The organism is Nocardia sp. NPDC003482 (genome assembly GCF_053588115.1).
In genome coordinates this window covers 161,249-185,733 of the sequence record NZ_JBSFPI010000002.1, presented here as the reverse complement: position 1 = coordinate 185,733, position 24,485 = coordinate 161,249, and the positions used below count along the sequence as shown (strand labels likewise).

Here is a 24,485-nt window from a genome sequence, read left to right as displayed (position 1 = left end):
GGCCCTTCAGCGGAGATCCGCGCACAATCGGTCGATTTGCGCCTCGGTGATATGAGGCATCGTGATCAAATGTGCCCGGCCGTCGCTGATCATCAGATTCCAGCGCTCGGCGATATGCTGCTCGGGGGCGTCGAAGAGGACGGTATTGCTGTCGCTGAGGCGCTGCGGATTCCGGCCTTCCGCGCGTAGCCGCCGCTCGGCGTATTCGGCGACCTCGAGGCACCGCCGGACTCGTTGCCGCAAACCGGAAACGCCGAGTCGGCGCAATTCGTACCAGAGCAGCAAGGGCGTGAGCGCGTCCCGGGAGCCGGTGATCGTATCGTCGTCGCTGCCCACCGCCACGCCCGTATTCCGAATGGCCTCCACATCCGATCGGTGGGCGAGTACGACGCCGGACGGCAGTGGTCCGCCTATCATTTTGTGGCCGCTGATCGCCAGGCTGTCGGCACCGGATTCGAAGGCCCACGGGCGGCGGCGCGGACCCAGGGCGGCCAGCAGTCCGCCGAACGCGGCGTCGGAATGGATATGGAAATCCTTTGTGCCGGAATCACGAAGGGCCGCACGGATTCCGGGGATGTCGTCGAACGCGCCGCCGGTGGTGGTGCCCACCGTCGCGAGGACCACGGCCGCCCGCCCCGAGTTCTCCGCGAGCGATTCGGCGAACTTCTCCGTATCCATCGCCTGCTCGGCCCCGACCGGGATCAGGACGGTCTTCATCCGCAACAGCCTGCCGATCTTCGATATCGAATAGTGCGCCGCCTCCGAGGCGTACAGGATCGAGTCCGGGAAACGCTCCCGGCCCAGATAACATCCGAACAGATTGGCCTCGGTGCCGCCGCTGGTGAGGTAGCCGAACGCGTCCGGTGCACCGGCCAGGCGCGCGAAGAATTCGATCACGGCCCGCTCGAACGGCTTCGTGTGCAGGCTGTACTCGCTGGCCTTGCCGGGGCTGCCGACATTGTTTCCGTGCACCGACAGCAGGCGGGCGAACGGCTCGTAATCGAAATCCAGATTGACCGGGAAACCGAGCATACGGTCGCGTTCGGCCAGCATGCCCGCGGCCAATTCGGTGATCATGATCGCGTCGCGTTCGGATCCGGCGGGAGTTCCCGCGGGCTCGTCCGGAATCCGAACATCGGCGTCATCGGGTAAATGCAACATGCTTTCAACCATTCGGTGATCGGCGAATAATTCCGTTCTGCATCACGAAATCCACTCGCCCCAGTACTTTGATATCTGTCACGGGATTGCCCGGGCAGGCGATGAGATCCGCGGTGGCCCCGACCCGTATCCGGCCGAGATCGGGCCGGCCCAGCAGATCGGCGGCGACGCTGGTCGCCGAGCGCAGCGCCCGGTACGGATCGATGCCCACGTCGATCATGGTTTCGAATTCGCGCCAATTCTGCGCGTGCGGGAACATTCCCGCATCCGTGCCGAAGACGATCGTGGCGGCGCTCGCGCCGATTCCTTCCGCCGCCGCCCGCATGGCGGGCGCGTACTCGCGGAATTTGTCCCGCAGGCGCGGATCGGGCCAGAAACCGTCGTCATCGATCTTCTCGATGAAATAGCGCTGCACGAACAGGGTCGGTATCAGGTACACACCGCTTTCCTCGATGAGCGACAGCGTGGCGGCATCGATGAGTCCCGCGTGCTCGACGCCGCGGACTCGGGCCTCGATGGCCCGCCGCACGGACGTGCTGTTGAAAGCGTGGGCGGCGACCGGCCGACCCATATCGGTGGCCGCGGCGACCAGTGCGGTCATCTCCCGTTGCGTATAGCTGGTGGCGGTCGGCTTGTCGACGGACGAGGTGAAGCCGCCGCTCGCCGCGAATTTGATCCAATCCGCCCCCAGCCGAACCTGCTGGCGAACGCGGAGTTCGATGGCCTCGACTCCGCTGGCCAACGTGCCCACATCCCGGCCGTAGGCGGTCGCGACGGCCGGTTTCTTGTCCCCGTGTCCCCCGGGCGGGGACAGGATATTCGGCGCGACGAACAGCCTCGGCCCGTCGATCAGCCCATCGTCGACGGCATCCCGCAGAGCGACATTGATCCCGCCGCGGCCGCCGAGATCGCGGGCGGTGGTGAATCCGGAGTGCAGCAGCGTCCGCATCGCCGACAGGGAGCGCAGCGTCTGCATTTCGACCGGTTGCAGATCGAATTGCTCGTCGACCAGGTGCACATGGCAGTCGATGAAGCCGGGCAGCAACGTCCGCCCTTGCAGCACAACGTGATTCGCGCGCTCCCCCCGATCGTCGGGTGATTCCTCGATGCGCACGATGGTGCCGCGGTCCACCGTCACCGCGACGGGGTGCGGGCGGATCGCGGACGTGCCGTCCCACCAGGCGTCGGCGCGAATGGTGAGCGCCTCGTCGTTCTCGAACACTCGGCTCGCCTCCCCCGTTCAGACCTGCTCGGTGGCGTCGAATACCGCGTCGCTTTCCCTGCTCACCTGGCGGAGATAGCGGTCTTGTTCGGCGGTGTTCTCGTCGATTCGCAGGCCCATTGTCGCCAGCTTGTCGCGGGCGATCTCCTGTTGTAGATCCCGCGGTAATTCGTACACGTCGTTCTCGAGCCTTTCGTAATTCTCGGCGAGATATCGGATCCCCGCGGCCTGGGCGGCGAAGCTGATATCCATCAATTCGGGCGGATGACCGGCGGCGGCGGAGGTATTGATGGGATGCCCGTCGCACAGCAGGTAGCGTCGCCGGCCGGTGCGATCGCGGTACTGGGTGACCATCGGCAGGAAGGGAATGGCGGAAACCGACAGCGTCCGCAGCGCCTCGGTATCGATCTCGTTCGGACTGTGCCCGGCGTTGGCCAGCACGACGCCGTCGCGCATTCGGGTGAGCGCGGCCTCGGTGATGATCTTCGTGGTTCCGGTCGCCGTGACGAACAGCTCTCCGAGTTCGGCCGCCTCCGTCATCGGCAGCAGACGGAAGCCGTCCATCACCGCGTCGAGGGCGCGCAGCGGATCGGTCTCGGTGACGATGACATCGCCGCCGAGGGCCCGTATTCGCTCGGCCACGCCACGGCCGACGAATCCGTATCCGGCCACCACGCAACAATGTCCGGGCAGGCAGAAATTGGTGGTCCGCTGGAGTGCGTCGACCGTGCTCTGCCCGGTGCCGATCCGATTGTCGAAGACCTGTTTGATGGGCGTTCCGTCCACGCCCAGAACCGGGAAACGGAGGCGACCGCGTTCGGCCATGCTGCGCAGCCGCAGCACCCCGGTGAGGGTGTGCACCGACGCCGCCCGAATCCCGTCGATCAATTGCGAGAATTCGTCGTAGACGAGACCGATCAGCGCGTCCGCCTCGTCGATGATCAGCTGGGGGCGGCAGCGCAGCGTTTCCCGCTGGTGTTCCTCCGAGCCGCTCGAATCATCATCGGGCGAGCCGAGAACGCGGATCTCGGAGTGGTTTCCGAGCCAGCGCACGATATCGTCGTCGGTGGACATGGGACTCGAGCCGCACATCGTCACGTCGGCGCCCGCGTCAGTCAAGGCGAGCAGCAGCGGGACCGATGTTGCGATCAGGTGCAGGTCCGCGGCCACCCGCCAGCCCCGCAACGGTCGTTCCGCCGCGAATCGGGCGCGGCACTCCCGCATGAGCGGCATCCGTTCCTGTGTCCACGCCACCTTCTTCTCCGCGCGCGCTTCCCTCGTGGTCATCCGGATTCCTTCCGCCGGGGCACCGGCTCTGAACATCGATCTGAACGGATTCTTCTGCTTCCCCTGGAATCGAGGCGATATCGAGTTCGTTCAGCAGGCCGACGAACCCGCGGGCGAACGGGGAATGGCGGGTCGCCGCGCTCACCTCGTCCCAGTCGACCTGCTCGCGCAACGGGCGCGAAAGACGAAGGAGCGGGCCGAAATCGCAATGCTGCTCGCTGAGCGACAACAATTTCAGGACGAGCAGATCGGTGGCGGCGAGAACCGGCATCACCACGGATTCCACGAGCAACGGGTCGGCGCGGGCCAGCATTTCGGCGGTGACCGGCAGCCCGGTCGGGCGGAACAGGAAATCGACCATGCACGGGCCCGGCCCGGCGTCGTCGTCGAACGCCTTGATGAGCCAATCCTCCGGCGGGTGGACCACGCGCAGACCGGCGGCGGCGAGCGCGGCCTCCACCCGCGGTAGATCCGTTTCCAGCACAACGAAATCGACGTCGTGCGGTTCGGACCAGCCGCCGCGCGCGTAGGAGGCCAAGCTACCGGCGAGCGCGAAATCTATATCGGCGGCTTTCATCACCCCGGCGACGCGCTTCATCGTGTCCAGAAGAAAGGCGGTAGACGACATCGGGGCCTCCTGAATACCCGCGCGGCCTCCGTGAACTGGATCCGGGCGGGTAATGACAAACGCCGATCGGCCGACAGCGGCTTGCGCCCGCGGCGATGAATGAGTCGGACTCCGGACTCGATGGGCTGCCCTGCTGAACCCGTGTATTTCAGCCTAATGAGAGGATGGAAGTAATTCAACAACTATCCGGCAACTTTCGGCCGGGCCCGGCACCCCCGTCGGTACGGCTCGATGGCCGAAGTCTGCACTCGAAGCCCGGTCCATCACACCGCAACCGAGTTCCGCCCGGTATCTTCGAGATCGGCAATCCGTGGGACGATGAGAGGGTCACGCATCCCCGAGGCGGAGGACGGTCGGATCATGCTCAGTGTGCTGCCCTACGGCGAATGGAAGAAACGGCCCGATGAAATAGATTCCTTTCCGCGGGTGCGAAATGATGTCGAGGCGCTCGCCTATGCGAACGAGAATTATTCGGAGGTCTCCGAACCGATTGTCGTCGTGGAATCACACCACCGCCTCGCGCCGCGGATCAGATTTCTCCAGCAATCGCTGGACAAGGAGTTCCGGGAGGTGTTGTCGCGGCCCGCGCTCGCCGAGCGGCTGGATCTGGTGCCGCATGTCGAAGGCGGCTGGGCGCAGTCGATCTGGACCTCGTCGGCGAGCGCCCGGCCGGACGGCTTCCCCGGGACCAGGCCGACGAGCACCGCGCTGCACTACGTGCTGGGGGCGGGCGACCGGTCGCGCTGGCACCGCCTCGCCGCCGATGAACTCTGGCTCTGGCAGCGCGGCGGCACCCTGCGCTTCCTGACCGCGGGCAATGCGGAGCGGCCCGCGGCGGATCCGGACGCGCGGCTGCTCGGCCCGGACCTCGACGCGGGCCAGGCGCTGCACATTCTCGTTCGCGGCGGAACATGGATGGCCGCCGAACCGGCGTATCCGGCGGAGACCCTGATCGCGTGCATCGCCTCACCGGGATTCGACAACGACGACTACGAACTGCTCTGAGGTTCGGCCCTCGCGGCGCACGCGATCATGGACACAGAAAAGTCGGGCGGTTCCCGAGGGAACCGCCCGACCTTGTTACCGTGGTGGGCGAAGGGGGACTTGAACCCCCACGTCCCGAAGGACACTGGCACCTGAAGCCAGCGCGTCTGCCATTCCGCCACTCGCCCGAGCGACTGGAAGACCGTATCACGGGGGCGATGCCGGAATGAAATCGGCTGGTCACCCGGCTCGACGGGGTAAGGGAACTCGGCGGGAGCGCCGAGAGTTACAGGTGTGGAGGATCGTGGATATCATGCAATCACCGTGTCCATTCGACGACACGCCCATTTGGCGTGTCGCGGAATGGTGACAGTCGAGGAACGCGCACCGAAGGGAGGCCGAGATGGGCATCGTGTCGCGCTTCGAACGCCGCCTGCAGGGTGCCGTCGGTGATGCCTTCGCCCGCGTGTTCGGCGGCAGTGTCGTCCCCCAGGAGGTGGAGGCGGCGCTGCACCGCGAGGCGGCCGATCAGGTCACCGAACTCGACGGCGGGCACCTGCTGGCTCCCAACAGCTACGTGATCACCATCAACCCCTCGGACCTGCGGCAACTCGATGCCGATCACGAACTCACCACCAAGGCCTTCGCCAAACATTTGCAGGACTACATCCGCGAGCAGGGATGGCAGACCTACGGCGAAGTACACGTCGAGTTCGAGGCATCCCCTACGCTGCACACCGGACAGTTCAGGACGCGCGGCCGGGTGGACCCGGACGTGGGCCGCGCGAGCCCTGGACGACCCCGACAACGAACCGCGCACCCGCAACCAGGAGCTGGCCCCATGACGCAGAACTCAGGCTACGACCCCAGCCGCGAGCCCGCGGAGTCCGATCCACGCAATCGCGGGTACGCACCGCCGCCCGCGGGTCGTGCCCCGCAGGGCGGTTATCGCGACGACTACGGTCGCGGCGGCCAGTACCCCGCGGACTACGCCGCGCCGGACGCGCAGCAGGGCTACGACTACCAGAACGGGTACGACTACCAGCAGGGTGGCGCGGCTTACGGCCAGCAGGGTTACGACCAGGGCGGCTACGGCCAGCAGGGCTACGCCGACCAGGGGTACGCCCAGCCGGGTTACGAACAGGGGTACGGCCAGCAGGGGTACGAACAGGGCGGTTACGCCGACCAGGGGTACGGGCAGCAGGGCTACGCCGAACAGGGGTACGCGGACCAGGGGTACGGCCAACAGGGCTACGCCCAGACCCCGGGCGGGTACGACCAGGGCTACCAGCAGGGTCAGGCCTATCAGGCACCCGGCTACGAACAGGGCTACGCCGATCAGGGGTACGCGCAGCAGGGCTACGCGGACCAGGGGTACGCCGATCAGGGTTACGGCCAGCAGCCGGCCGGATACGGTCAGCCCGCCCCGGCGCAGCAGCCCCCGCGCAGCGGGTCGGGCTACTCGGCCACCCTCCAGCTCGACGACGGCAGCGGCCGGACCTACCAGCTGCGCGAGGGCAGCAACATCATCGGGCGCGGCCAGGACGCGCACTTCCGGCTCCCGGACACCGGCGTCTCGCGCCGTCACATCGAGGTGCGCTGGGACGGTCAGGTGGCCATGCTGTCGGACCTCGGTTCCACCAACGGAACGCTGGTCAACGGTTCGCCGGTCCAGGATTGGCAGCTCGCCGACGGTGATGTCATCCGCGCCGGACATTCGGAGATCCTGATCCGGATCGTCTGATCCCGTAAGCTCGCGCGTGCAGGGTCGCGGGACGGCCCGTCGGTTTCGTCGGCCGTATCGTGCTCGCGACCGGTCGTCGGCCCTATGATGCTGCCAACATCGCTCGGCGGCCGGGCCGTGCTGACCCAGCACGCCGGTCGCGGGGCAGATCCGTACCTACGGCACCGGTCGAACAGGAGGTGGAGCGCCGTGCAGGGACTGATCCTGCAACTGACCCGTGCGGGCTTCCTGCTGCTGTTGTGGCTGTTCGTCTGGGCGGTGCTCCGCACCCTGCGAAGCGACATCTACGCGGCATCCGGCATCCGGATCCAGCCCCGGGCCGCGCGCGGTTCCGCGGTGCTGCCATCCTTCAGCCGTGGCCAGAAGGGCGCCAAATATCTAGTGGTGACTCAGGGTTCACTCGCCGGCACTCGCATCACGCTCGGCACCCAGCCGGTGCTCATCGGGCGTGCTGACGACTCCACGCTGGTGCTCACAGACGACTACGCCTCGACCCGGCACGCGCGGCTGTCCCAGCGCGGCGACGACTGGTACGTCGAGGATCTGGGCTCCACCAACGGGACCTACCTCGATCGAGCGAAGGTCACCACGCCGGTCCGAGTTCCGCTCGGCACCCCTGTCCGTGTCGGCAAGACAGTGATCGAGCTGCGATCGTGACACTTGTTCTCCGCTACGCAGCGCGCAGCGACCGCGGTCTCGTCCGGGCCAACAACGAGGACTCCGTCTACGCCGGCGCGCGACTGCTCGCCCTCGCCGACGGCATGGGCGGGCACGCCGCGGGCGAGGTGGCCTCCCAGTTGATGATCGCCGCGCTCGCGCATCTCGACGACGACGAGCCCGGCGACGATCTGCTCGGCAAACTGGATCGCGCTGTGCGCGAGGGCAATGCGGCCATCGCCGATCAGGTCGAGGAGGAGCCCGAACTGGACGGGATGGGCACCACGCTCACCGCCATCCTGTTCGCGGGCCGCAAACTCGGCCTCGCCCACATCGGCGACTCCCGCGCCTACCTGCTGCGCGCCGACGAACTCACCCAGATCACCCGCGACGACACCTTCGTGCAGTCGCTGGTCGACGAGGGCCGCATCACGCCCGAGCAGGCGCACACCCATCCGCAGCGTTCGCTGATCATGCGGGCGTTGACCGGCAACGAGATCGAGCCCACGCTGATCGTGCGCGAGGCCCGCGCGGGCGACCGCTACATGCTGTGCTCGGACGGTCTCTCCGATGTGGTCAGCGACGAGACCATCGCGAACACGTTGCGGGAGGGCAACACCGACGAGGCCGCCGACCGGCTCATCGAATTGGCCTTGCGCAGTGGCGGTCCCGACAACGTGACCGTGGTCGTCGCCGACGTCATCGATCTCGACTACGGCCAGAGCCATCCCATCGTCGCGGGCGCGGCCTCCGGTGAGGACGAGGACACCCCGCCGCCCAACACCGCCGCGGGGCGGGCCGCGGCCATGCGCCCGCCGCGCAGCGCGCCCCGCCGCGCCGCGGTCACCCCCGACCCGCCCGAACCCGGCAAGAGTCACCGGCTGCGCTGGATCGTCCTGTCGCTGGCCCTGGTCGCGGCCGTCGCGGTGGGACTCGTGGTGGGCTACAAGATGATTCGCGGCAACTACTACGTCGGCGCCGACAACGGCACCGTCGTGATCATGCGCGGGCTGCCCGGTTCGGTGCTGGGCTATTCGATCCGCGACGTGGATCAGCAGGCGTGCGTGACGCGCGAGGGCAAGCTGACCCTGATGCGGCCCGGCGCGGGCTTCCCCAGCGGCTGCCAGCGCCTCGAGGTCGCCGACCTGCGCCAGACCGGCCGGGACAAGATCTCCAACGGCCTGCCGCCCGGCGGATTCGACGACGCGCGCCGCCAGCTCGAGACGCTGACCAGCACCGAACTGCTGCCCGTGTGCGTCCCGCCCGCGCCGCCGGTGATCCCGCCGGTCGTGCCGCCGTCGAACAATCCCGCCGAGCCCCCGGCGAATCCGGCGCCGTCCTCGGCGGCGCCCACGCCGACGAACAACCCCGCCCAGCAGCCGTCGACGTCGCAATCGCCCGCCGCGCAGACCCCGGGGGAGAACTGCAGGAAGGCGGACTGATGTCCGCACCGGCACCGCCGTCCGCCGGGGCCTTTCCGAGTCCGCCCGGTGGATTCGCGCCCGCGCCCCCGCCCTCGACCCGCCGCAATATGGAACTGTTGCTGCTGGCGGCGGCGGTGATTCTCATCACGGTCGCGCTGGTGTTGGTGGAAGCCAGTCAGGATCAACGGATTTCGTGGGATCTGGCCACGCTGGCGGTCGCGTATCTGGCGCTGTTCGCCGTCGCGCATCTGGCCGTGCGGCGGTTCGCGCCGTTCGCCGATCCGCTGCTGCTGCCGATCGTGGCCGTGCTCAACGGCCTCGGGCTGGTGCTGATCCATCGCCTGGATCTGGCCGACGAGCAGACCGCGGCCTACAACTCGTGGCCGATGCCGAGCGCGAACGCCGACGATCAGGTGCTGTGGACCGCGCTGGGCATCGTGGTGTTCATCGCGGTGCTGGTGCTGCTGCGCGACTACCGCACGCTGGCCCGCTACGGCTACACCCTCGGCCTGCTCGGACTGGTCGCCCTGGTGGTGCCCGCCCTGCTGCCCGCGGCGTATTCGGAGACCAACGGTGCCAAGATCTGGGTGCGATTACCGGGATTCAGCGTGCAGCCGGGCGAATTCGCCAAGATCGCGCTGATCGTGTTCTTCGCCGCGGTGCTGGTGTCCAAGCGGGATCTGTTCACCGCGGCGGGCAAGCACGTGTTCGGGCTGGAGCTGCCGCGGGCGCGCGACCTCGGCCCGATCGTGGCGGTGTGGATCCTGTGCGTCGGCGTGCTGGTGTTCGAGAAGGATCTGGGCACCTCGCTGCTGATCTTCGCGACCGTGCTCGCGCTGCTCTACATCGCCACCGAGCGGGTGGGCTGGCTGCTGGTCGGCGCGGCGCTGCTGGCCGTCGGATTCGTGTTCGCCTACAACGCCTTCGGGCATGTGCGGGTGCGGGTGTCGACCTGGCTGCATCCGTTCGCCGACTACAACAACACCGGCTACCAGATCTCGAAATCGCTGTTCGGGCTCGCGACCGGCGGGCTGGCGGGAACCGGACTGGGCAGCGGACGGCCCTCGCAGGTGCCGTTCGCCAAGACCGATTTCATCGTCGCGACCATCGGCGAGGAACTCGGGCTGATCGGGCTGACGGCCGTGCTGCTGCTGTTCACGGTGCTGGTGCTGCGCGGGTTGCGCACGGCGCTGGCGGTGCGCGACAGCTTCGGTAAGTTGCTCGCGGCGGGATTGTCGTTCACGCTGGCGGTGCAGGTCTTCGTGGTCGTCGGCGGGGTCACCAAACTGATTCCGCTGACGGGGCTGACCACCCCGTTCGTGTCCTACGGCGGGTCGTCGCTGCTGGCGAACTACGCCCTGCTGGCGCTGCTGGTCAAGATCTCCGACGCGGCCCGCGCACCCGCGCCGATCCGGAAACGGGAACCGGCGCCGATCGCCGAGGCACCCACGGCGATGATCAACCCGGCGAAGGGGGAAACGGTATGAACACACCGCTGCGCCGCGTCGCCATGGCCGTCATGCTCATGATCGTCGCGCTGCTGCTCAATGCCACGTATGTGCAGGTGATCAAGGCCGACAGCCTGCGCAACGATCCGCGCAACTCGCGGGTGCTGCTCGACGAGTACTCCCGCCAGCGCGGCCAGATCTCCGCGGGCGGAGCGGTTCTGGCGAGTTCGATCGCCACCGACGACCGGTACAAGTACCTGCGCACCTACCCGACCGACCCGGCCGCGTACGCGCCGGTGACCGGTTTCTACTCGATGCAGTACGGCAGCACCGGATTGGAGCGGGCCGAGGATTCGGTGCTCAACGGATCGGACAGTCAGCTGTTCGGGCGACGGCTGATCGATCTGGTGTCCGGGCGCGATCCGCGCGGCGGCAATGTGGTGACCACGATCAATCCGGTCATGCAACAGGTCGCCTACCAGCAGCTGACCAGTAAGGGCTATACCGGTTCGGTGGTCGCGATCGAGCCGAGCACCGGCCGCATCCTCACCATGGTGTCCACCCCGAGCTACGATCCGAACCAGCTGTCCGGCCACGACGGCGCCAAGAGCACCCAGGCGTGGGAGCAGCTGTCCGCCGACACCAAACAGCCGATGCTCAATCGCGCTGTGTCGCAGACGTATCCGCCCGGGTCGACGTTCAAGGTCGTGGTCGCCGCGGCCGCGCTGGCCCAGGGCGTGAAGACCGACGACCAGTTCACCGCGGCCCCGAACATCACCCTGCCGGGCACCGCCACCACGCTGGAGAACTACAACGGCACCACCTGCGGCGGCGGCGCGACCGCGACCATGCTGGAGGCGTTCCGGCTGTCCTGCAACACCGCGTTCGCCGAGATCGGGATGCGGGTGGGCGCGGCCAAACTCAAGGACGAGGCGGCGGCGTTCGGGATCGGCAGTCATTCGGGTATTCCGATTCCCGTGGCGGACAGCACCGTCGGGACCATCCCGGACACGGCCGCACTGGCCCAGACCAGCATCGGTCAGCGCGATGTCGCGCTGACCCCGCTCGACGACGCGGTCATCGCGGCCACGGTCGCCAACGGCGGCGTGCGGATGGAACCGCATCTGGTGGACCAGTTGCAGGGCCCCGACCTGAGCGAATTGTCGCGCAGCAAACCGGTTTCGGTCGGTCAGGCGGTGAGCGCCCCGGTGGCCTCGCAGCTGACGGCGATGATGATCGAATCGGAGAAGCACACGGTCGGCGGCACCGACGCCCGGCCGTATCAGATCGCGTCGAAGACCGGCACCGCCGAGCACGGCAGCGATCCGCGCAACACACCGCCGCACGGGTGGTACATCGCCTTCGCGCCGGCCCAGAACCCGAAGATCGCGATCGCGGTCATCGTCGAGAACGGCGGCGATCGCGGCACCGCGGCCACGGGCGCCTCGGTCGCGGCGCCGATCGCGCGGTCGGTGCTCGACGCCGGAATGCAGGGGGGCTGACCTCATGAACCCGCTGAACACCCTACGGGGGCTGCAATGCTGAACAACGGTGCGTTGATCGCGGACCGGTACCGACTGCACCGACTGATCGCCACCGGCGGCATGGGTCAGGTGTGGGAGGCGCTCGACACCCGGTTGGACCGCCGGGTCGCGGTGAAGGTGCTCAAGGCCGAATTCTCGGCCGACCCGACCTTCCGGCACCGGTTCCGCACCGAGGCCAAGACCACCGCGCAGCTCAACCACCCGGGCATCGCGGGCATCTACGACTACGGCGAGACCTTCGACGCCCAGGGCGGCGAAACCGCCTATCTGGTCATGGAATTGGTGCAGGGCGAACCGCTCAACGCCGTGCTCAACCGGCTCGGGCGGCTCTCGGTCGCGCAGGGTCTGGACATGCTCGAGCAGACCGGCCGCGCCCTCGAGGTCGCGCACGCGGCGGGCGTGGTGCACCGCGACGTGAAGCCCGGCAACATCCTGGTGACGCCGACCGGTCAGGTGAAGATCACCGACTTCGGCATCGCCAAGGCGGTCGACGCCTCCCCGGTCACCAAGACCGGCATGGTGATGGGCACCGCCCAGTACATCGCCCCGGAACAGGCCACCGGCGAGGACGCCACCGCGGCCAGCGACGTGTACTCCCTCGGCGTGGTGGGCTACGAGGCGCTGGCCGGGCATCGGCCGTTCAGCGGCGACGGCGCGCTGACCGTGGCGATGAAGCACGTCCGCGAGGCGCCGCCGCCGATGCCCGCCGATCTGCCGCCGAATGTGCGCGAGCTCATCGAGATCACGATGACCAAGGATCCGAGCCGCCGGTACCGCAGCGGCGGCGAGTTCGCCGACGCGGTCGCGGCGGTGCGCTCGGGTCGCCGTCCCCCGCCGCCGCGCGGTGGCGGCACGCCCGGCACCGGCGCCGCCCGGGTGCTGCCGCCCGCCGTCGGGCCGACCGCGGTGCTGCCGCGCGGCGAATACGACCGCTACGCGGCCGCGAATCCCGGTGCGACACAGGCACAACGGGTCGGTCCGACCTCGGCCATGTCCGGCGGCCCGCGCACGGTGCCGCCCGCGGACGACCGGTCGGGCTGGACCGGCACCCAGAAGGCGCTGGCCGGACTCGGCGTCGGCGCGGTGGTGCTCGGCGGCCTGGCCGCGTGGGTGCTGCTGAGCGGGAAGCCGCCGGAATCGACGCCGACGGTGAACAAGCCGACCGTCGTCGTCACCACGACCACGACCCCGCCGCCGTCGCGGACCACCACGACGTACGAGGAACCCACCACCGAGGTGGCCCCGCCGCCGGCCCGCCCCACCACCGAGGCGCCCACGACGACGACCACCCCGCCGCCGAGCACCACCACGCCACCGCCGCCGACCACCACCCCGACCCGGACCACCCGCCAGTCCACGACAACCGCACGGACACCGCAGGTTCCGGGGATTCCCGGCCTCGGCGGCGTACACGGTAACTTCAACGACAGCGACACCAGCGGTACCGGCACCAGCACCGACAGCAGCACTCCGGCCACTCCATCGCAAGGACTGCCATGACGACCCCGAAGAATCTGTCTTCTCGCTACGAACTGGGCGAGATCATCGGATTCGGAGGCATGTCCGAGGTCCACAAGGCGCGCGATCTGCGGCTGGGCCGGGATGTGGCGATCAAGGTGCTGCGCGCGGACCTCGCCCGCGACCCCACCTTCTACCTGCGCTTCAAGCGGGAGGCGCAGAACGCGGCGGCGCTGAACCATCCCGCGATCGTGGCGGTGTACGACACCGGTGAGGCCGAGGTCGACGGCGGCCCGCTGCCCTACATCGTGATGGAGTACGTCGACGGCGAGACGCTGCGTGACATCGTGCGCGGCAAGGGTCCGCTGCCGCCGCGGCGGGCGATGGAGATCATCGCCGACGTCTGCGCCGCACTGGATTTCAGCCACAAGAACGGCATCGTGCACCGCGACATGAAGCCGGCCAACATCATGATCAACCGGCAGGGCGCGGTGAAGGTGATGGACTTCGGCATCGCGCGCGCGATCGCCGACAGCTCCAATCCGATGACCCAGACCGCCGCGGTGATCGGTACGGCGCAATACCTTTCGCCCGAGCAGGCCCGCGGCGAGCAGGTCGACGCCCGCTCCGACGTGTACTCGGTCGGCTGCGTGCTCTACGAGATCCTCACCGGCGAGCCGCCGTTCACCGGCGACTCCCCCGTCGCCGTCGCCTACCAGCACGTGCGCGAGGACCCCAAGCTGCCCTCGCACGTGCATCCGGGCGTGCCGCGCGAACTGGATTCGGTCGTCCTCAAGGCGATGAGCAAGAATCCGGCCAACCGGTACCAGACCGCGGCCGAGATGCGCGCCGACCTGATCCGGGTGCTGGGCGGTCAGAAACCGCAGGCGCCCATGGTCATGACCGAGGAGGACCGCACCACCATCCTCGGCAGCATCGACTCCCCGCCGCGCCGCTACCGCACGGTCGAGGGTGCCGACGACACCGCCGAACAGCCCCCCGCCGAACCCGGCGGTTCGCGCCGCGCGGTGCTGCTCGGGGTGCTCGCGGCCGTCGTGGTCGCGGCGATCGCGGCGTTGTTCTGGGTGTTCGGCCCGGGGGCGGGACCGGAGCAGACGGCCATCCCCGATCTGTCCAACAAGCCCGCGGCCCAGGCGCAGGACGAACTCCAGAAGGCGGGCTTCGCGGTCGCCATCCAGCAGAAGGCCGACAGCAAGATCGCCGTCGGCAATGTGATCTCCACCCAGCCGCTCGGCGGTTCGCGCGCGCCCAAGGGCAGCACGGTCACCGTCCAGGTGTCCACCGGACCGCAGCCGGTCCAGGTGCCGCAGCTGGCCCAGCTCACCCAGCAGCAGGCCGAGGAGAAACTCAAGGCCCAGGGCCTGCGGCTGGACGGACAGATCAACCGCGACTGGTCCAGCATCGAGGACAAGGACAAGGTCGTCACGACCAATCCGCCCGCCGGATCCAAGGTCGACATGGACAGCGCGGTCAGCATCACCCTCGGCAAGGGCCCCGAACAGGTCCGCGTTCCCGATGTGGTGGGTCAGCAGATCGATGTGGCCCAGCCCAATCTGGAGAAGTCCACGGGCTTCAAGGTCGTGATCAAGAAGGTGCCCTCGACCCGCCCGGACGGCGAGGTGCTCGCCACCGATCCGCCCGGCGGCTCCGACGCCGACAAGGGTTCGACCATCACCGTGCAGGTCGCCACCAGCGACAAGTTCCCGATGCCGGATCTGCGCGGGATGAGCGCCTCGCAGGCGGTGGACGCGCTGCGCGCCCAGGGCTGGACCGGATCGATGGCCCAGGTGACGCAGAACAACCAGACCACCCTCGACGCGAACAGCGTCGGCAAGGTGGTCAACCAGCAGCCCGCGCCCGGCGTCCAGTACCCGAAGAACGGCACGATCAACATCTGGGTGGGCGTGCTGCCGCTCGGCCCGCCCTGAGCTCAGCTCAGGCGCAGGTGGCGGTTCATCGACATGGCCTCCTCGGCCAGATCGGTGAGTTCGACGACCTCGACGCCGCGTTCGCGCAGGCGCTCGACGCCGACGCAGTTCTCGACGAAGGTGCCCGGCTCCCGCCAGGCGATGACCACGCGCGGAATGCCCGCGGCGAGAATGCGTTCGGTGCAGGGGAGGCGGTCGGGCGACGCGCGGCGCGAACAGGGTTCGAGGGTGCTGTAGAGGGTGGCGGTCATCAGGCGCGGGTCGTCGCCGAGTTTGTTCAGCGCCGACTCCTCGGCGTGCACCTTGGCGTCGGTGTCGCGCGAGAAGCCGTGTGCCAGTTCGACATCGCGCGCGTCGACGACGACCGACCCGACCGAGAAGGCCGTCTCGCTGGGCGGGCACAGCCGGGCCAGGCCGATGGCGTGGTGCATCCAGAATCGATCGGTCACGGTGGGGTTCCGTTCGTTGTCAGGTAGCGCAGCAGCGCGATATCGCCGACGCGGGTGACGTCCGCCAATGTCATTCTGCGCCCGGATCCGCCGGGGAACGCGGCCGGACGCAGGAAGCGCGGCGCGGCCGGATCGCCGACCAGAATGGGCGCGATGGCCAGGCACAGTTCGTCGGCCAGGCCCGCGGCCAGGAATTCGGTGTGCACGCGACCGCCGCCCTCGACCATGAGCCGCCGCACGCCGCGCGCGCCGAGATCGTCGAGCAGCGCGGCGAAGTCGACTGTCTCGCCGAGGCTTACGACCTCGGCCGAATCGGGCAGCGACGCGCCGAGCCGCCGCGCGCCGATATCGGTGGTGTACACCAACTTCCGATCGCCGTGCTGCCAGAACCGCAGGCCGGGGTCGAGCGCGCCCGACGCGGTGACGGTGACCTTGAGCGGATGCTCCGGTTTCCCGGCCGCGACGCGGGCGGCCCGGCGTTCGGCGGCGCGGACCAGCAGCCGCGGATCGTCGCGCCGCAGCGTCTGCGCGCCGACCAGGATCGCGTCGGAGTCCGCGCGCACGGCGTCCACCCGATCGAAGTCCGCGGGATTGGACAGCAGCAGCCGTTCCGGCGCGGCGTCGTCGAGATAGCCGTCGACGCTGACCGCCGCCGACAACAGCACATACGGTCGGCTCATGCGTCGATCACAGCACGACGCGCTCACACCAGCGCGGCGACCTCCGCCTCGAGCCGCTCGATCAGCCCCTCGGCGGGTCGCTCGCCGCACACCTCGAGCCAGTTGGCGAGCATCCGGTGCCCGCCCTGGGTGAGCACCGACTCGGGATGGAACTGCACGCCGTGGATGGGCAGTTCGCGGTGCCGCAGGGCCATCACGATCCCGCTCTCGGTGTGCCCGACGACCTCGATCTCGGCGGGCAGCGTCTCCGGGAGCACGGTCAGCGAGTGGTAGCGGGTGGCCGTGAACGGATCCGGCAGACCCGCGAGCACGCCCGAGCCGAGATGGAAGACCGAACTGGTCTTGCCGTGCAGCAGTTCCGGCGCGCGGGTCACCGTGCCGCCGAACGCCGCGCCGATCGCCTGATGCCCCAGGCACACGCCGAGCAGCGGCGTCCGCCGCCGGGCGCACGCGCGGACCAGCTCGATGCTGGCGCCCGCCCGATCGGGGGTGCCGGGGCCGGGGCTGATGAGCAGGCCGTCGAACTCGGTGACGACGTCGTCGACGTTCGCGAGATTCGGATCGTCGTTGCGCCACACGGTCGCCTCGGCGCCCAGTTGTCCCAGGTACTGCACCAGGTTGAACACGAAGCTGTCGTAGTTGTCGACGACCAGAACACGCATGGTTCGAGGGTACGTGCCACCCCGACACGCCGTCGCGGGGAATACCCGGCGACCCTCGTGACAACGGTCCGGGCCGCATCCGTCGGCGCAGCTGGGATAGCCTTTAGGCAGACCCCGGCCCCGCGCCCCCGCCGGAAGACCCGTACGCCAACACGAGGACGTCATGCCCAAGTCGAAGGTCCGCAAGAAGACCGATTACACGATCAACCCGGCCAGCCGTACCCCCGTCAAGGTCAAGGGCGGTCCGTCGCCGGTCTGGTACGTCGCCGTCATGCTCGGCTTCATGCTCGCCGGGCTGGCCTGGCTGCTGGTGTACTACCTGGGCGCCGATCACATCCAGTGGATGAGCGATCTCAACGCCTGGAACTTCCTGATCGGCTTCGGTCTGATGGTCGTCGGCCTGATCATGACCATGCGGTGGCGGTGACGCGGATCCCGCGCTGACCTGACACCTGTGTCATTCATGCACACCTGTGGATGACCCTGTGGACAACTCGAGGAGTGATTGGGGACCGTGACGGCAGCCGAACCCGAGTCCCGGCTCGAATGGTCCACTCCCCCGGCCGCGCTCGCCGCGGCGGGCGTCGGGGGTGTCGCGCTGATCGTGGCCGCGGTCCTCGCCAGCGACGGGCCGAGCCGTTTGTTGATCGGCCTGGCGGCGGTGCTGCTGCTCGGCCTCACCGCCCTGGGCCTGCGGCAGCGGCCGCGGCTGCGCATCGTTCCCGGCGATCCGCCGCTGCTGATCGTGCGCGGACTGACCGGCCCGGCCGAATATCCGCCGCAGCGCATCCTGCGCGCCCGGGTCGTGGGTTTCCGCCGGTTGGGCCGCAAGGTGCCGAATCTGGAACTCGACGTCGACCAGCACGGCGACGAGCGGCTGCTCATCTTCGGCCGCTGGGATCTGGGCGCCCATCCCGAGGACGTGCTCGACGCCATGCGCGCCCACGGCCTGGTGCCCTAGCCGAATCTCACAGCGCCCGTTGCACTCCCGCCGCGACGATCACCACGAGCGTCACGACCGCGACCGCCGCCACGGCCGCCCAGCCGATCGCGCGGGCGGACTCCGGCGACCGGGCTTGTAACCACTGCGGCGCGAACAGGATTCCCGCGGTGGCCGCGGTGCCCGCCGCGAGCCCGCCGAGATGTCCCCACAGCGAGATGCCCGGCAGCGACACGCTGATGAACAGGTTGATCGCGATCAGCACCAGCATCTGCACCGGAGACTGCCGCAGCCGCAACAGGATCACGGTCATCGCCCCGAACAACCCGTAGATCGCGCCCGACGCGCCCGCGGTGGAACTGAGCGCCGGAGCGAGCGCGAGCGCCGCGGCCGAACCGCCCAGCAGCGACACCAGATACACCGCCACGTACCGGGTCCGCCCGAGCACCGTCTCGGTGTCGCGGCCGAGCACGTACAGGGCGAACATGTTGATCAACAGATGCACCGGCCCGAAGTGCAGGAACCCGGCGGTCAACACCCGCAACCACTCGCCGTGCCCGACCAGCGGCGGGATCAGCGTCCAGTCCCGGAAGATCGGGGACAGATCGTTGTCCAGCAGGCTGCCCGCCTGCGCCGCGGTGAGCGCGAAGACCGCGACATTGAGCGCGATCAGCGCGTAGGTCACCACCGGCGTCGGCCGAGTGGGCGCGACGGCCCCGGCGACGGTCCGCACCGGTCGCACCTGCCCCTCGGCCTGCCGGACGCAGTCCACGCAGTGCTGGCCGACCGCCGCCGACCGCAGGCAGTCCGGACAGGCCGGCCGCCCGCACCGGGTGCAGCCCAGACCGGTGACGCGGTCGGGATGGCGATAACAGGTCGGTGCGGGCGGCTGCGGATTCACCAGTGGGTCTCGCTCAACTGATCGTGACGGTGGAGATGACGATCGGCTCCTTGGGCCGATCGTTGCGGTCGGTCGGCGCGGCGGCGATGGCGTCGACGACCTTGCGGGAGTCCGGATCGACCACCTCGCCGAAGATGGTGTGCTTGCGGTTCAGATGCGGCTGCGGACTCACCGTGATGAAGAACTGCGACCCGTTGGTTCCCTTCCCGGCGTTGGCCATACCCACCAGATAGGCCCGGTCGAAGCGCAGCTCCGGATGGAACTCGTCGCCGAACTGGTAGCCGGGTCCACCGCGGCCGGTACCCGTCGGGTCACCGGTCTGAATCATGAAACCCTCCATCACGCGGTGGAACTCGACCCCGTCGAAGAACGGACCCGAGTCGCCGCCCGACGCGTTCTTCGTGGTGTACGGCGCGGAACCGTCGGCCAGGCCGATGAAGTTGCGTACCGTTTTCGGGGCGTGGTTACCGAAGAGCGCGATCGCGATTTCGCCGAGGCTGGTGTGCAGGGTCGCCACGGCCGTCTGATTCGGTGCAGTCACCGCAACATCGTGCCATGCACCCGCGCCGACCCGGCGCTACGGCACGTGGACCGCACCGTGCGGGGCCGATCCGTTGGTCGAGTAGCCCAGCCGGGGCGGCTCGGCGGCCGGTTGCGGGAGTTGCGGACGGCGGTTGGCCACCAGCCAGGCGGCCCCACCCGCGAGCGCGACGACGACGGCGATGATGAGCCGGTTGCGCAACCGGCCGGATTCCCGTGGGCTCCCCTTCGACATGCGACCACTTTGGCACAGGCCGCCGCCGCCCGCAGTAAGCGCAGGTCGGCGTGCCTCATCGGCTGACCGTCCGCTTGAACTGACGCAGCGACAGCGGCACGAACACCACCAGGATCGCCACCACCCAGATCAGCGTGGTCGCCACCGGATGCCGCATCGACCAGACGTCCGGCGGCGGCGCCAGCGCGCTGGTGTTGCCGAACAGCTCGCGGGTCGCCTGGGTGACCGCCGAGACCGGATTCCATTCCGCGAACGCCCGCAACGGGCCGGGCAGCGTATCGCTCGGCACGAAGGTGTTGGCGATGAAGGTGAGCGGGAAGATCACCATGAAGCTGGCGTTGTTGAACACCTCCGGCGTGCGCACGAGCAGTCCGACCACGGCCATCAGCCACGACACCGCGTAGGCGAACAGCAGCAACAGCACGTAGCCGAGCACGGCGTCGGCGAACGACCCGCGGATCCGCCAGCCCACCAGCAGCCCGGTCACCGACATCACCACCAGGCTCACCACATTGATCGCCACGTCGGCGACCGTGCGGCCGATCAGCACCGCGGCCGGGGCCATCGGCAGCGACCGGAACCGGTCGATGATGCCCTTCTGCATATCCTCGGCCAGGCTGGAACCGGTGAAGGTGGCACCGAAAACAGAAGTCTGCGCGAAGATTCCGGCGATCAGGAACTCCCGGTAGGAGGTGCCCTCGAGTTTGATCGCCGACCCGAAGATGTAGGCGAACAACAGCACGAACATGATCGGCGACAGCGTCGAGAAGATCAGCACGTCGGGCACCCGCCGGATCTTGATGACATTGCGCTTGGTGATCGTGAGGCTGTCCGACACCAGCATGCCCACGCGTTCGGTGAACGAGGGCCGGTCGGCCAGGGTCGCGGTGCTCATCGGGCTTCTCCCTCGGTGGCCTTCTGCAGTTCGGATTCGTCGACCCCGGACGGCTCCTCGGCCTCGTGCCCGGTGAGGGTGAGGAAGACGTCGTCCAGCGAGGGCCGCCGCAGGCCGACGTCGTGGATGCCCACCCGGTGCGCGGTGAGCCGGCCGATCGCGTCGACCAGGGCCTGGGAGCCGTCGTCGACCGGGACGATGATGCGGCGCAGGCCCGGTTCGAGGTGGATCTCGCCCACAGCGAGACTCGCCAGCGCCTGTTGCGCCGCGCCCAGGCTGTCGACGTGGTCGACGGTGAGTTCGATGCGGTCGCCGCCGACCAGGGACTTGAGCTCGTCGGCGGTGCCGCGCGCGATGACCCGGCCGTGGTCGATGACCGCGATGGCGTCGGCGAGCCGGTCGGCCTCCTCCATGTACTGCGTGGTGAGCAGCAGCGTGGTGCCGCCCGCCACCAGTTCCTCGATGACGTCCCACAGATCCATCCGGGCCCGCGGGTCCAGGCCGGTGGTCGGCTCGTCGAGGAACAGCACCGGCGGATTGGCCACCAGCGCGCCCGCGAGGTCGAGCCGCCGCCGCATACCGCCGGAGTAGCCGCGCACGGGCCGGTCCGCGGCGTCGGCCAGGCGGAACCGGTCGAGCAGCTCGCGGGCCCGCTGTTTACTGCGTTGCACGCCGAGGTGGTAGAGCCGGCCGACCATCTCGAGGTTCTCGAAGCCGGTGAGATATTCGTCGACCGCGGCGTACTGACCCGAGGCGCCGATGTGCGCGCGCAACCGCTGCGGTTCGCGCAACACGTCGATCCCGGCGACCTCCGCGCGGCCCGCGTCGGGCATGAGCAGCGTGGTCAGCACCCGGACGGTGGTGGTCTTCCCGGCCCCGTTGGGACCCAGCAGCGCGGTGACCGTGCCCTCGGGCACCGTCAGGTCGAGACCGTCGAGGGCGACCAGACGGCCGTAATGCTTGGTCAGTCCCTCGGCGATGATGGCGTCGGGCATGAGCTGTACCTGCCGTTCGATATGGATGATGGACGTGAGCCGGGCCACTCGGGGGTCAGTATTGCGGAGGGCACCGACAAGTTCACTCGAATATCGCCGGGGGGCAGGTGGCCGCATCCCGGATCCGGCGGTGCTCGGGGGTGCCGGGGGATGCGGCCTCCTCCATGGTGTCGTGTGGGGCCGCGCGGATCGCGAGTAGTGCACTACTCGTTCGCGGCGGCAAACCCGCGCGCGCCGCCGACACGCCCGGAAATCGGGCGCGACGGGAGCGTCACCGCCGATCCGCACACTTCCGGCGACCATCGCCGGGGCCGCAGAACCGCGGTCGCGCCGCCCACCGATTCTGTGACCGGTCACGAAAGCTTTTGTGCCACAACATCTTCGGTCGACCAGCCGCCCGACCCCGCGCGACGGCGACCGCCGAGCGACCGGGCCCGTCGAAAACTCGCCGCAAAAAACTTCGGAAAGTGGCGCCACTCATACACCCGGAATCGGCGATCGTCGCGTAGGATCGTTCACGTCGGCCCCTCCCCCCCGGGCCGACCTTACGCGGGCCTCGGCTAACTCCCCCCCTTCGCCGAGGCCCGCTCCTAATTTCCGGGTCGATTCGCTCAGCGGGCCGCGCGGCGCAGCACATGCGACCGCAGCCTGCTGAACCCCCGCACCCGCACCCCGCGCAGGTGACGCAGGTCGAACTCCGGTTCGTCGGCCAGCCGCGCGGCCGCGCCGTCGTCCACCAGCACCGTGCCCGGCCGGGCCACCCCGGTCAGCCGGGCGGCCGTGTTCACCACCGAGCCGTACAGATCGCCGAAGCGCAGCAACACATCCCCGTACGCGAGCCCGATCCGCAGTTCGGGCGTGAGCGCCGCGCGCGCGGTCGCCTCCTGCACGGCCAGCGCGATCCGCGCGCCGTCGGCGGCGTCCTCGGCCGCGAACATCACCTCGTCCCCGACGTTCTTGATGGTCCAGCCGCCGTTGCCGGTGATGGCGTCGGTGGTGATCGTCTCGAACGCGGCGAGCAGTTCCGACAGCTCCTCGGGATCGAGATGCCTGGTCAGCCGCGTGTACCCGACCATATCCGCGAAGCCGACGGCCAGCTCCCGCACGGTGTCGCCCGCCGCCGCGCCGCCGTCCATCGAGCGGGTGAGCGCCGCGGCCAGATGTCGCCGCCACGCGTAGGTCTGCAACCGCTCGAGCGCGGTCACCACCTCGGCGGTGGCCAGGCGCGCGGCCTCGAGCTCGTCGGCGTCCGGATCGGCCGCGGTGATCGCGCGGATCCGGTCGGCGATCTCCTCGGCCACCAGATCGACCTGCCACTCCGCCAGCCGGGCCATGGACTGCCCGAGCGTGCGCGCGGCCGCGGACTGCCGCCGGGGATCGGCCGTGGCCAGCACGTCCAGGCTCGCGAAATCGCGGACCGCGGCGACATCCGCCTCGGTGAACTCCACCGCCGCGTCGTCCGGATTCGCCGCGAAACCCAGCGAAACCCACAGGCGCCGTGAGATTTCCGACGGCACCCCCGACTGCCGCGCCACGTCGTCCCGGTCGTACCGGCGCGGCCCCGCCAGCAGGTACGGCTCGACCGCCGCCTGCACCAGCTTCGACATCTCCGGGGAGACCATGTCCTCGACCTTACGGCCCGGTTCGGCGGCGCCACCGTAGTGATTCGTCACAGCGCTATGTCGGTGGACGCTGACGTATGCGCCCGCGCGTCTCGGCCATGTCGGGGCCGCGTCCGCGCGGCTGTACTCGACACATGATGAATTCGAACCCCGTCCTCGTCCTCGGCGGCACCGGGAAGACCGGCAGCCGCGTCGTCGCCCGGCTGCGCGCGCGATCGATCCCGGTGCGCGTCGGATCCCGTTCGGCCGCAACGCCGTTCGACTGGACCGACCGGGCCACCTGGGACGCCGCCCTCACCGGGGTACGAGCGATCTACCTGGCCTACCAACCCGATCTCGCCGCTCCCGGCGCGCCCGAGACGATCCACGCGCTCGTCGCCGCCGCGCGGCGGCACGGGGTCGGCGAGGTCGTGCTGTTGTCCGGCCGCGGCGAGCCCGAGGCCGCGGAATGCGAGGCGATCGTGCGGGATTCGGGCCTGCGCTGGACCATCGCGCGGTGTGGCTGGTTCGCGCAGAACTTCAGCGAGGGCGGATTCGCCGACTTCGTCCGCGCGGGCGAGGTCGCGCTCCCGGCCGGCGACGTCCCCGAACCGTTCGTCGACGTCGCCGACATCGCCGACGTCGCGGTCGCCGCGCTCACCGACGCGCGCCACCACGGCCGGGTCTACGAACTCACCGGACCCCGCTCGCTGACCTTCGCCGAGGCGGTCGCCGAGATCGCGAGCGCGACCGGACGCCCGATCGCCTACATTCCCATCGGCCGCGCCGAATTCGTCGCCGGTCTCACCTCCTACGGTGCTCCGGCCGAGGAGATCGGCCTGCTCGACTATCTGTTCGGCACGGTCCTCGACGGCCGCAACTCGCGTCCGGCGGACGGTGTGGAACAAGCGCTGGGCCGCCGACCTCGGGATTTCCGGGAATTCGCGCACGAGGCCGCGGCGGCGGGCGCGTGGCCGGGACCGGAATGAGCCCCGATTACATTTGCCATTCGATAGCCACTACAGTGGGATTGCACTCCAGGTTTACATGTGAGCGCTTCCAGACTCCATTCGATACACCT

At 69.1% G+C, this 24,485-nt stretch carries 24 protein-coding genes and 1 tRNA gene; 11 read left to right on the top strand and 14 right to left on the bottom strand.

The genetic code is table 11. From position 1 onward, the window contains the following. Positions 1–6: 6 nt before the first annotated feature. Genes ACWDSJ_RS04025 through ACWDSJ_RS04010 form a run of 4 tightly spaced genes read right to left on the bottom strand, consistent with a single transcriptional unit; the run spans position 7 to position 4,298 of the window. Positions 7–1,161 carry a histidine decarboxylase gene (locus ACWDSJ_RS04025; protein WP_450029140.1) on the bottom strand — a complete coding sequence of 385 codons (1,155 nt, stop codon included), beginning with the start codon at positions 1,159–1,161 and terminating at the stop codon, positions 7–9. 4 nt (positions 1,162–1,165) lie between these two features. Continuing rightward, the gene (locus ACWDSJ_RS04020; RefSeq protein ID WP_450029139.1) at positions 1,166–2,383 is read right to left on the bottom strand and encodes an amidohydrolase family protein; all 1,218 of its coding nucleotides are present in this window, start codon (positions 2,381–2,383) and stop codon (positions 1,166–1,168) included. A gap of 18 nt (positions 2,384–2,401) precedes the next feature. Beyond that, a complete protein-coding gene (locus tag ACWDSJ_RS04015) occupies positions 2,402–3,607 on the bottom strand; it encodes an adenosylhomocysteinase (RefSeq protein WP_450029431.1) in 1,206 nt (401 codons plus the stop codon). Continuing rightward, entirely contained in the window at positions 3,495–4,298 is an 804-nt protein-coding gene (locus ACWDSJ_RS04010; protein WP_450029138.1) for a hypothetical protein, read from the bottom strand. The genes ACWDSJ_RS04015 and ACWDSJ_RS04010 overlap by 113 nt, the downstream gene beginning before the upstream one ends. A gap of 318 nt (positions 4,299–4,616) precedes the next feature. Here ACWDSJ_RS04010 and ACWDSJ_RS04005 point away from each other — a divergent pair, with 318 nt between their 5' ends. After that, positions 4,617–5,303, top strand: coding sequence for a cupin domain-containing protein (locus ACWDSJ_RS04005; RefSeq protein WP_450029137.1), 687 nt, complete (start codon positions 4,617–4,619; stop codon positions 5,301–5,303). A gap of 81 nt (positions 5,304–5,384) precedes the next feature. On the opposite strand, the gene ACWDSJ_RS04000 is transcribed toward ACWDSJ_RS04005, so the two are convergent. Beyond that, positions 5,385–5,470, bottom strand: a tRNA-Leu gene (locus tag ACWDSJ_RS04000). Between the two features lie 215 nt (positions 5,471–5,685). Between ACWDSJ_RS04000 and ACWDSJ_RS03995 the strand changes: the two genes are divergently transcribed. The 7 genes from ACWDSJ_RS03995 (at position 5,686) to pknB (ending at position 15,506) form a co-directional block, all read left to right on the top strand. Beyond that, positions 5,686–7,026 (top strand): FhaA domain-containing protein, encoded by a 1,341-nt coding sequence (locus ACWDSJ_RS03995; RefSeq protein ID WP_450029136.1) that lies wholly within the window; start codon positions 5,686–5,688, stop codon positions 7,024–7,026. 189 nt (positions 7,027–7,215) lie between these two features. Then, the gene (locus tag ACWDSJ_RS03990; protein WP_387358528.1) at positions 7,216–7,683 is read left to right on the top strand and encodes an FHA domain-containing protein FhaB/FipA; all 468 of its coding nucleotides are present in this window, start codon (positions 7,216–7,218) and stop codon (positions 7,681–7,683) included. Next, complete coding sequence (locus ACWDSJ_RS03985) at positions 7,680–9,125, top strand: PP2C family protein-serine/threonine phosphatase (protein ID WP_450029135.1); 1,446 nt, start codon at positions 7,680–7,682, stop codon at positions 9,123–9,125. Before ACWDSJ_RS03990 ends, ACWDSJ_RS03985 begins: the two co-directional genes overlap by 4 nt. Then, a complete protein-coding gene (locus tag ACWDSJ_RS03980; protein ID WP_450029134.1) occupies positions 9,125–10,594 on the top strand; it encodes an FtsW/RodA/SpoVE family cell cycle protein in 1,470 nt (489 codons plus the stop codon). Before ACWDSJ_RS03985 ends, ACWDSJ_RS03980 begins: the two co-directional genes overlap by 1 nt. Continuing rightward, positions 10,591–12,057: a peptidoglycan D,D-transpeptidase FtsI family protein gene (locus tag ACWDSJ_RS03975; protein ID WP_387358522.1), complete on the top strand. Its 1,467-nt coding sequence runs from the start codon at positions 10,591–10,593 to the stop codon at positions 12,055–12,057. The genes ACWDSJ_RS03980 and ACWDSJ_RS03975 overlap by 4 nt, the downstream gene beginning before the upstream one ends. A gap of 36 nt (positions 12,058–12,093) precedes the next feature. Beyond that, complete coding sequence (locus tag ACWDSJ_RS03970) at positions 12,094–13,599, top strand: protein kinase domain-containing protein (RefSeq protein WP_450029133.1); 1,506 nt, start codon at positions 12,094–12,096, stop codon at positions 13,597–13,599. Continuing rightward, the gene (gene pknB, locus ACWDSJ_RS03965) at positions 13,596–15,506 is read left to right on the top strand and encodes a Stk1 family PASTA domain-containing Ser/Thr kinase (protein ID WP_450029132.1); all 1,911 of its coding nucleotides are present in this window, start codon (positions 13,596–13,598) and stop codon (positions 15,504–15,506) included. The genes ACWDSJ_RS03970 and pknB overlap by 4 nt, the downstream gene beginning before the upstream one ends. A 2-nt stretch (positions 15,507–15,508) precedes the next feature. On the opposite strand, the gene ACWDSJ_RS03960 is transcribed toward pknB, so the two are convergent. The 3 genes from ACWDSJ_RS03960 to ACWDSJ_RS03950 are packed head-to-tail and all read right to left on the bottom strand — an operon-like array spanning position 15,509 to position 17,297. Further along, positions 15,509–15,955: a dCMP deaminase gene (locus tag ACWDSJ_RS03960; protein ID WP_450029131.1), complete on the bottom strand. Its 447-nt coding sequence runs from the start codon at positions 15,953–15,955 to the stop codon at positions 15,509–15,511. After that, a complete protein-coding gene (locus tag ACWDSJ_RS03955) occupies positions 15,952–16,635 on the bottom strand; it encodes a RibD family protein (RefSeq protein WP_450029130.1) in 684 nt (227 codons plus the stop codon). The genes ACWDSJ_RS03960 and ACWDSJ_RS03955 overlap by 4 nt, the downstream gene beginning before the upstream one ends. Positions 16,636–16,658: 23 nt before the next feature. Then, positions 16,659–17,297: an aminodeoxychorismate/anthranilate synthase component II gene (locus ACWDSJ_RS03950; RefSeq protein WP_387358512.1), complete on the bottom strand. Its 639-nt coding sequence runs from the start codon at positions 17,295–17,297 to the stop codon at positions 16,659–16,661. Positions 17,298–17,460: 163 nt separating this feature from the next. On the opposite strand from ACWDSJ_RS03950, the gene crgA reads away from it, so the two are divergent. Together crgA and ACWDSJ_RS03940 are read left to right on the top strand one after the other, a co-directional pair. After that, positions 17,461–17,724 carry a cell division protein CrgA gene (gene crgA, locus ACWDSJ_RS03945; protein WP_387358510.1) on the top strand — a complete coding sequence of 88 codons (264 nt, stop codon included), beginning with the start codon at positions 17,461–17,463 and terminating at the stop codon, positions 17,722–17,724. 87 nt (positions 17,725–17,811) lie between these two features. Continuing rightward, entirely contained in the window at positions 17,812–18,258 is a 447-nt protein-coding gene (locus ACWDSJ_RS03940; protein WP_450029129.1) for a PH domain-containing protein, read from the top strand. Between the two features lie 7 nt (positions 18,259–18,265). On the opposite strand, the gene ACWDSJ_RS03935 is transcribed toward ACWDSJ_RS03940, so the two are convergent. The 6 genes from ACWDSJ_RS03935 to ACWDSJ_RS03910 all read right to left on the bottom strand — a co-directional run bounded on the left by ACWDSJ_RS03935 (position 18,266) and on the right by ACWDSJ_RS03910 (position 23,425). After that, on the bottom strand, positions 18,266–19,138 hold the full coding sequence (locus tag ACWDSJ_RS03935) for a rhomboid family intramembrane serine protease (protein WP_450029128.1): 873 nt from the start codon (positions 19,136–19,138) through the stop codon (positions 18,266–18,268). 13 nt (positions 19,139–19,151) lie between these two features. Then, on the bottom strand, positions 19,152–19,679 hold the full coding sequence (locus ACWDSJ_RS03930) for a peptidylprolyl isomerase (protein WP_387358503.1): 528 nt from the start codon (positions 19,677–19,679) through the stop codon (positions 19,152–19,154). Between the two features lie 36 nt (positions 19,680–19,715). Then, positions 19,716–19,913 (bottom strand): hypothetical protein, encoded by a 198-nt coding sequence (locus ACWDSJ_RS03925; protein WP_450029127.1) that lies wholly within the window; start codon positions 19,911–19,913, stop codon positions 19,716–19,718. A 55-nt stretch (positions 19,914–19,968) separates the two neighbouring features. Next, entirely contained in the window at positions 19,969–20,808 is an 840-nt protein-coding gene (locus tag ACWDSJ_RS03920; RefSeq protein WP_387358499.1) for an ABC transporter permease, read from the bottom strand. Next, a complete protein-coding gene (locus tag ACWDSJ_RS03915; RefSeq protein ID WP_387359191.1) occupies positions 20,805–21,803 on the bottom strand; it encodes an ATP-binding cassette domain-containing protein in 999 nt (332 codons plus the stop codon). Before ACWDSJ_RS03915 ends, ACWDSJ_RS03920 begins: the two co-directional genes overlap by 4 nt. 611 nt (positions 21,804–22,414) lie before the next feature. Continuing rightward, positions 22,415–23,425, bottom strand: a complete 1,011-nt coding sequence (locus ACWDSJ_RS03910; RefSeq protein ID WP_450029428.1) for an adenylate/guanylate cyclase domain-containing protein — start codon at positions 23,423–23,425, stop codon at positions 22,415–22,417. Between the two features lie 137 nt (positions 23,426–23,562). On the opposite strand from ACWDSJ_RS03910, the gene ACWDSJ_RS03905 reads away from it, so the two are divergent. Next, positions 23,563–24,393, top strand: coding sequence for an NAD(P)H-binding protein (locus ACWDSJ_RS03905; RefSeq protein WP_450029426.1), 831 nt, complete (start codon positions 23,563–23,565; stop codon positions 24,391–24,393). The last annotated feature ends 92 nt before the right edge of the window (positions 24,394–24,485 follow it).

Coding starts and splice junctions, on each gene's coding strand:
- ACWDSJ_RS03915 (WP_387359191.1), bottom strand. CDS start 21,803: ATGCCCGACGCCATCATCGCCGAGGGACTGACCAAGCATTACGGCCGT.
- ACWDSJ_RS03975 (WP_387358522.1), top strand. CDS start 10,591: ATGAACACACCGCTGCGCCGCGTCGCCATGGCCGTCATGCTCATGATC.
- ACWDSJ_RS03905 (WP_450029426.1), top strand. CDS start 23,563: ATGAATTCGAACCCCGTCCTCGTCCTCGGCGGCACCGGGAAGACCGGC.
- pknB (WP_450029132.1), top strand. CDS start 13,596: ATGACGACCCCGAAGAATCTGTCTTCTCGCTACGAACTGGGCGAGATC.
- ACWDSJ_RS04025 (WP_450029140.1), bottom strand. CDS start 1,161: ATGTTGCATTTACCCGATGACGCCGATGTTCGGATTCCGGACGAGCCC.
- ACWDSJ_RS03950 (WP_387358512.1), bottom strand. CDS start 17,297: ATGCGTGTTCTGGTCGTCGACAACTACGACAGCTTCGTGTTCAACCTG.
- ACWDSJ_RS04010 (WP_450029138.1), bottom strand. CDS start 4,298: ATGTCGTCTACCGCCTTTCTTCTGGACACGATGAAGCGCGTCGCCGGG.
- ACWDSJ_RS04015 (WP_450029431.1), bottom strand. CDS start 3,607: ATGCGGGAGTGCCGCGCCCGATTCGCGGCGGAACGACCGTTGCGGGGC.
- ACWDSJ_RS03970 (WP_450029133.1), top strand. CDS start 12,094: ATGCTGAACAACGGTGCGTTGATCGCGGACCGGTACCGACTGCACCGA.
- ACWDSJ_RS03995 (WP_450029136.1), top strand. CDS start 5,686: ATGGGCATCGTGTCGCGCTTCGAACGCCGCCTGCAGGGTGCCGTCGGT.
- ACWDSJ_RS03910 (WP_450029428.1), bottom strand. CDS start 23,425: ATGGTCTCCCCGGAGATGTCGAAGCTGGTGCAGGCGGCGGTCGAGCCG.
- ACWDSJ_RS03955 (WP_450029130.1), bottom strand. CDS start 16,635: ATGAGCCGACCGTATGTGCTGTTGTCGGCGGCGGTCAGCGTCGACGGC.
- ACWDSJ_RS03920 (WP_387358499.1), bottom strand. CDS start 20,808: ATGAGCACCGCGACCCTGGCCGACCGGCCCTCGTTCACCGAACGCGTG.
- ACWDSJ_RS03925 (WP_450029127.1), bottom strand. CDS start 19,913: ATGTCGAAGGGGAGCCCACGGGAATCCGGCCGGTTGCGCAACCGGCTC.
- ACWDSJ_RS03980 (WP_450029134.1), top strand. CDS start 9,125: ATGTCCGCACCGGCACCGCCGTCCGCCGGGGCCTTTCCGAGTCCGCCC.
- crgA (WP_387358510.1), top strand. CDS start 17,461: ATGCCCAAGTCGAAGGTCCGCAAGAAGACCGATTACACGATCAACCCG.
- ACWDSJ_RS04005 (WP_450029137.1), top strand. CDS start 4,617: ATGAGAGGGTCACGCATCCCCGAGGCGGAGGACGGTCGGATCATGCTC.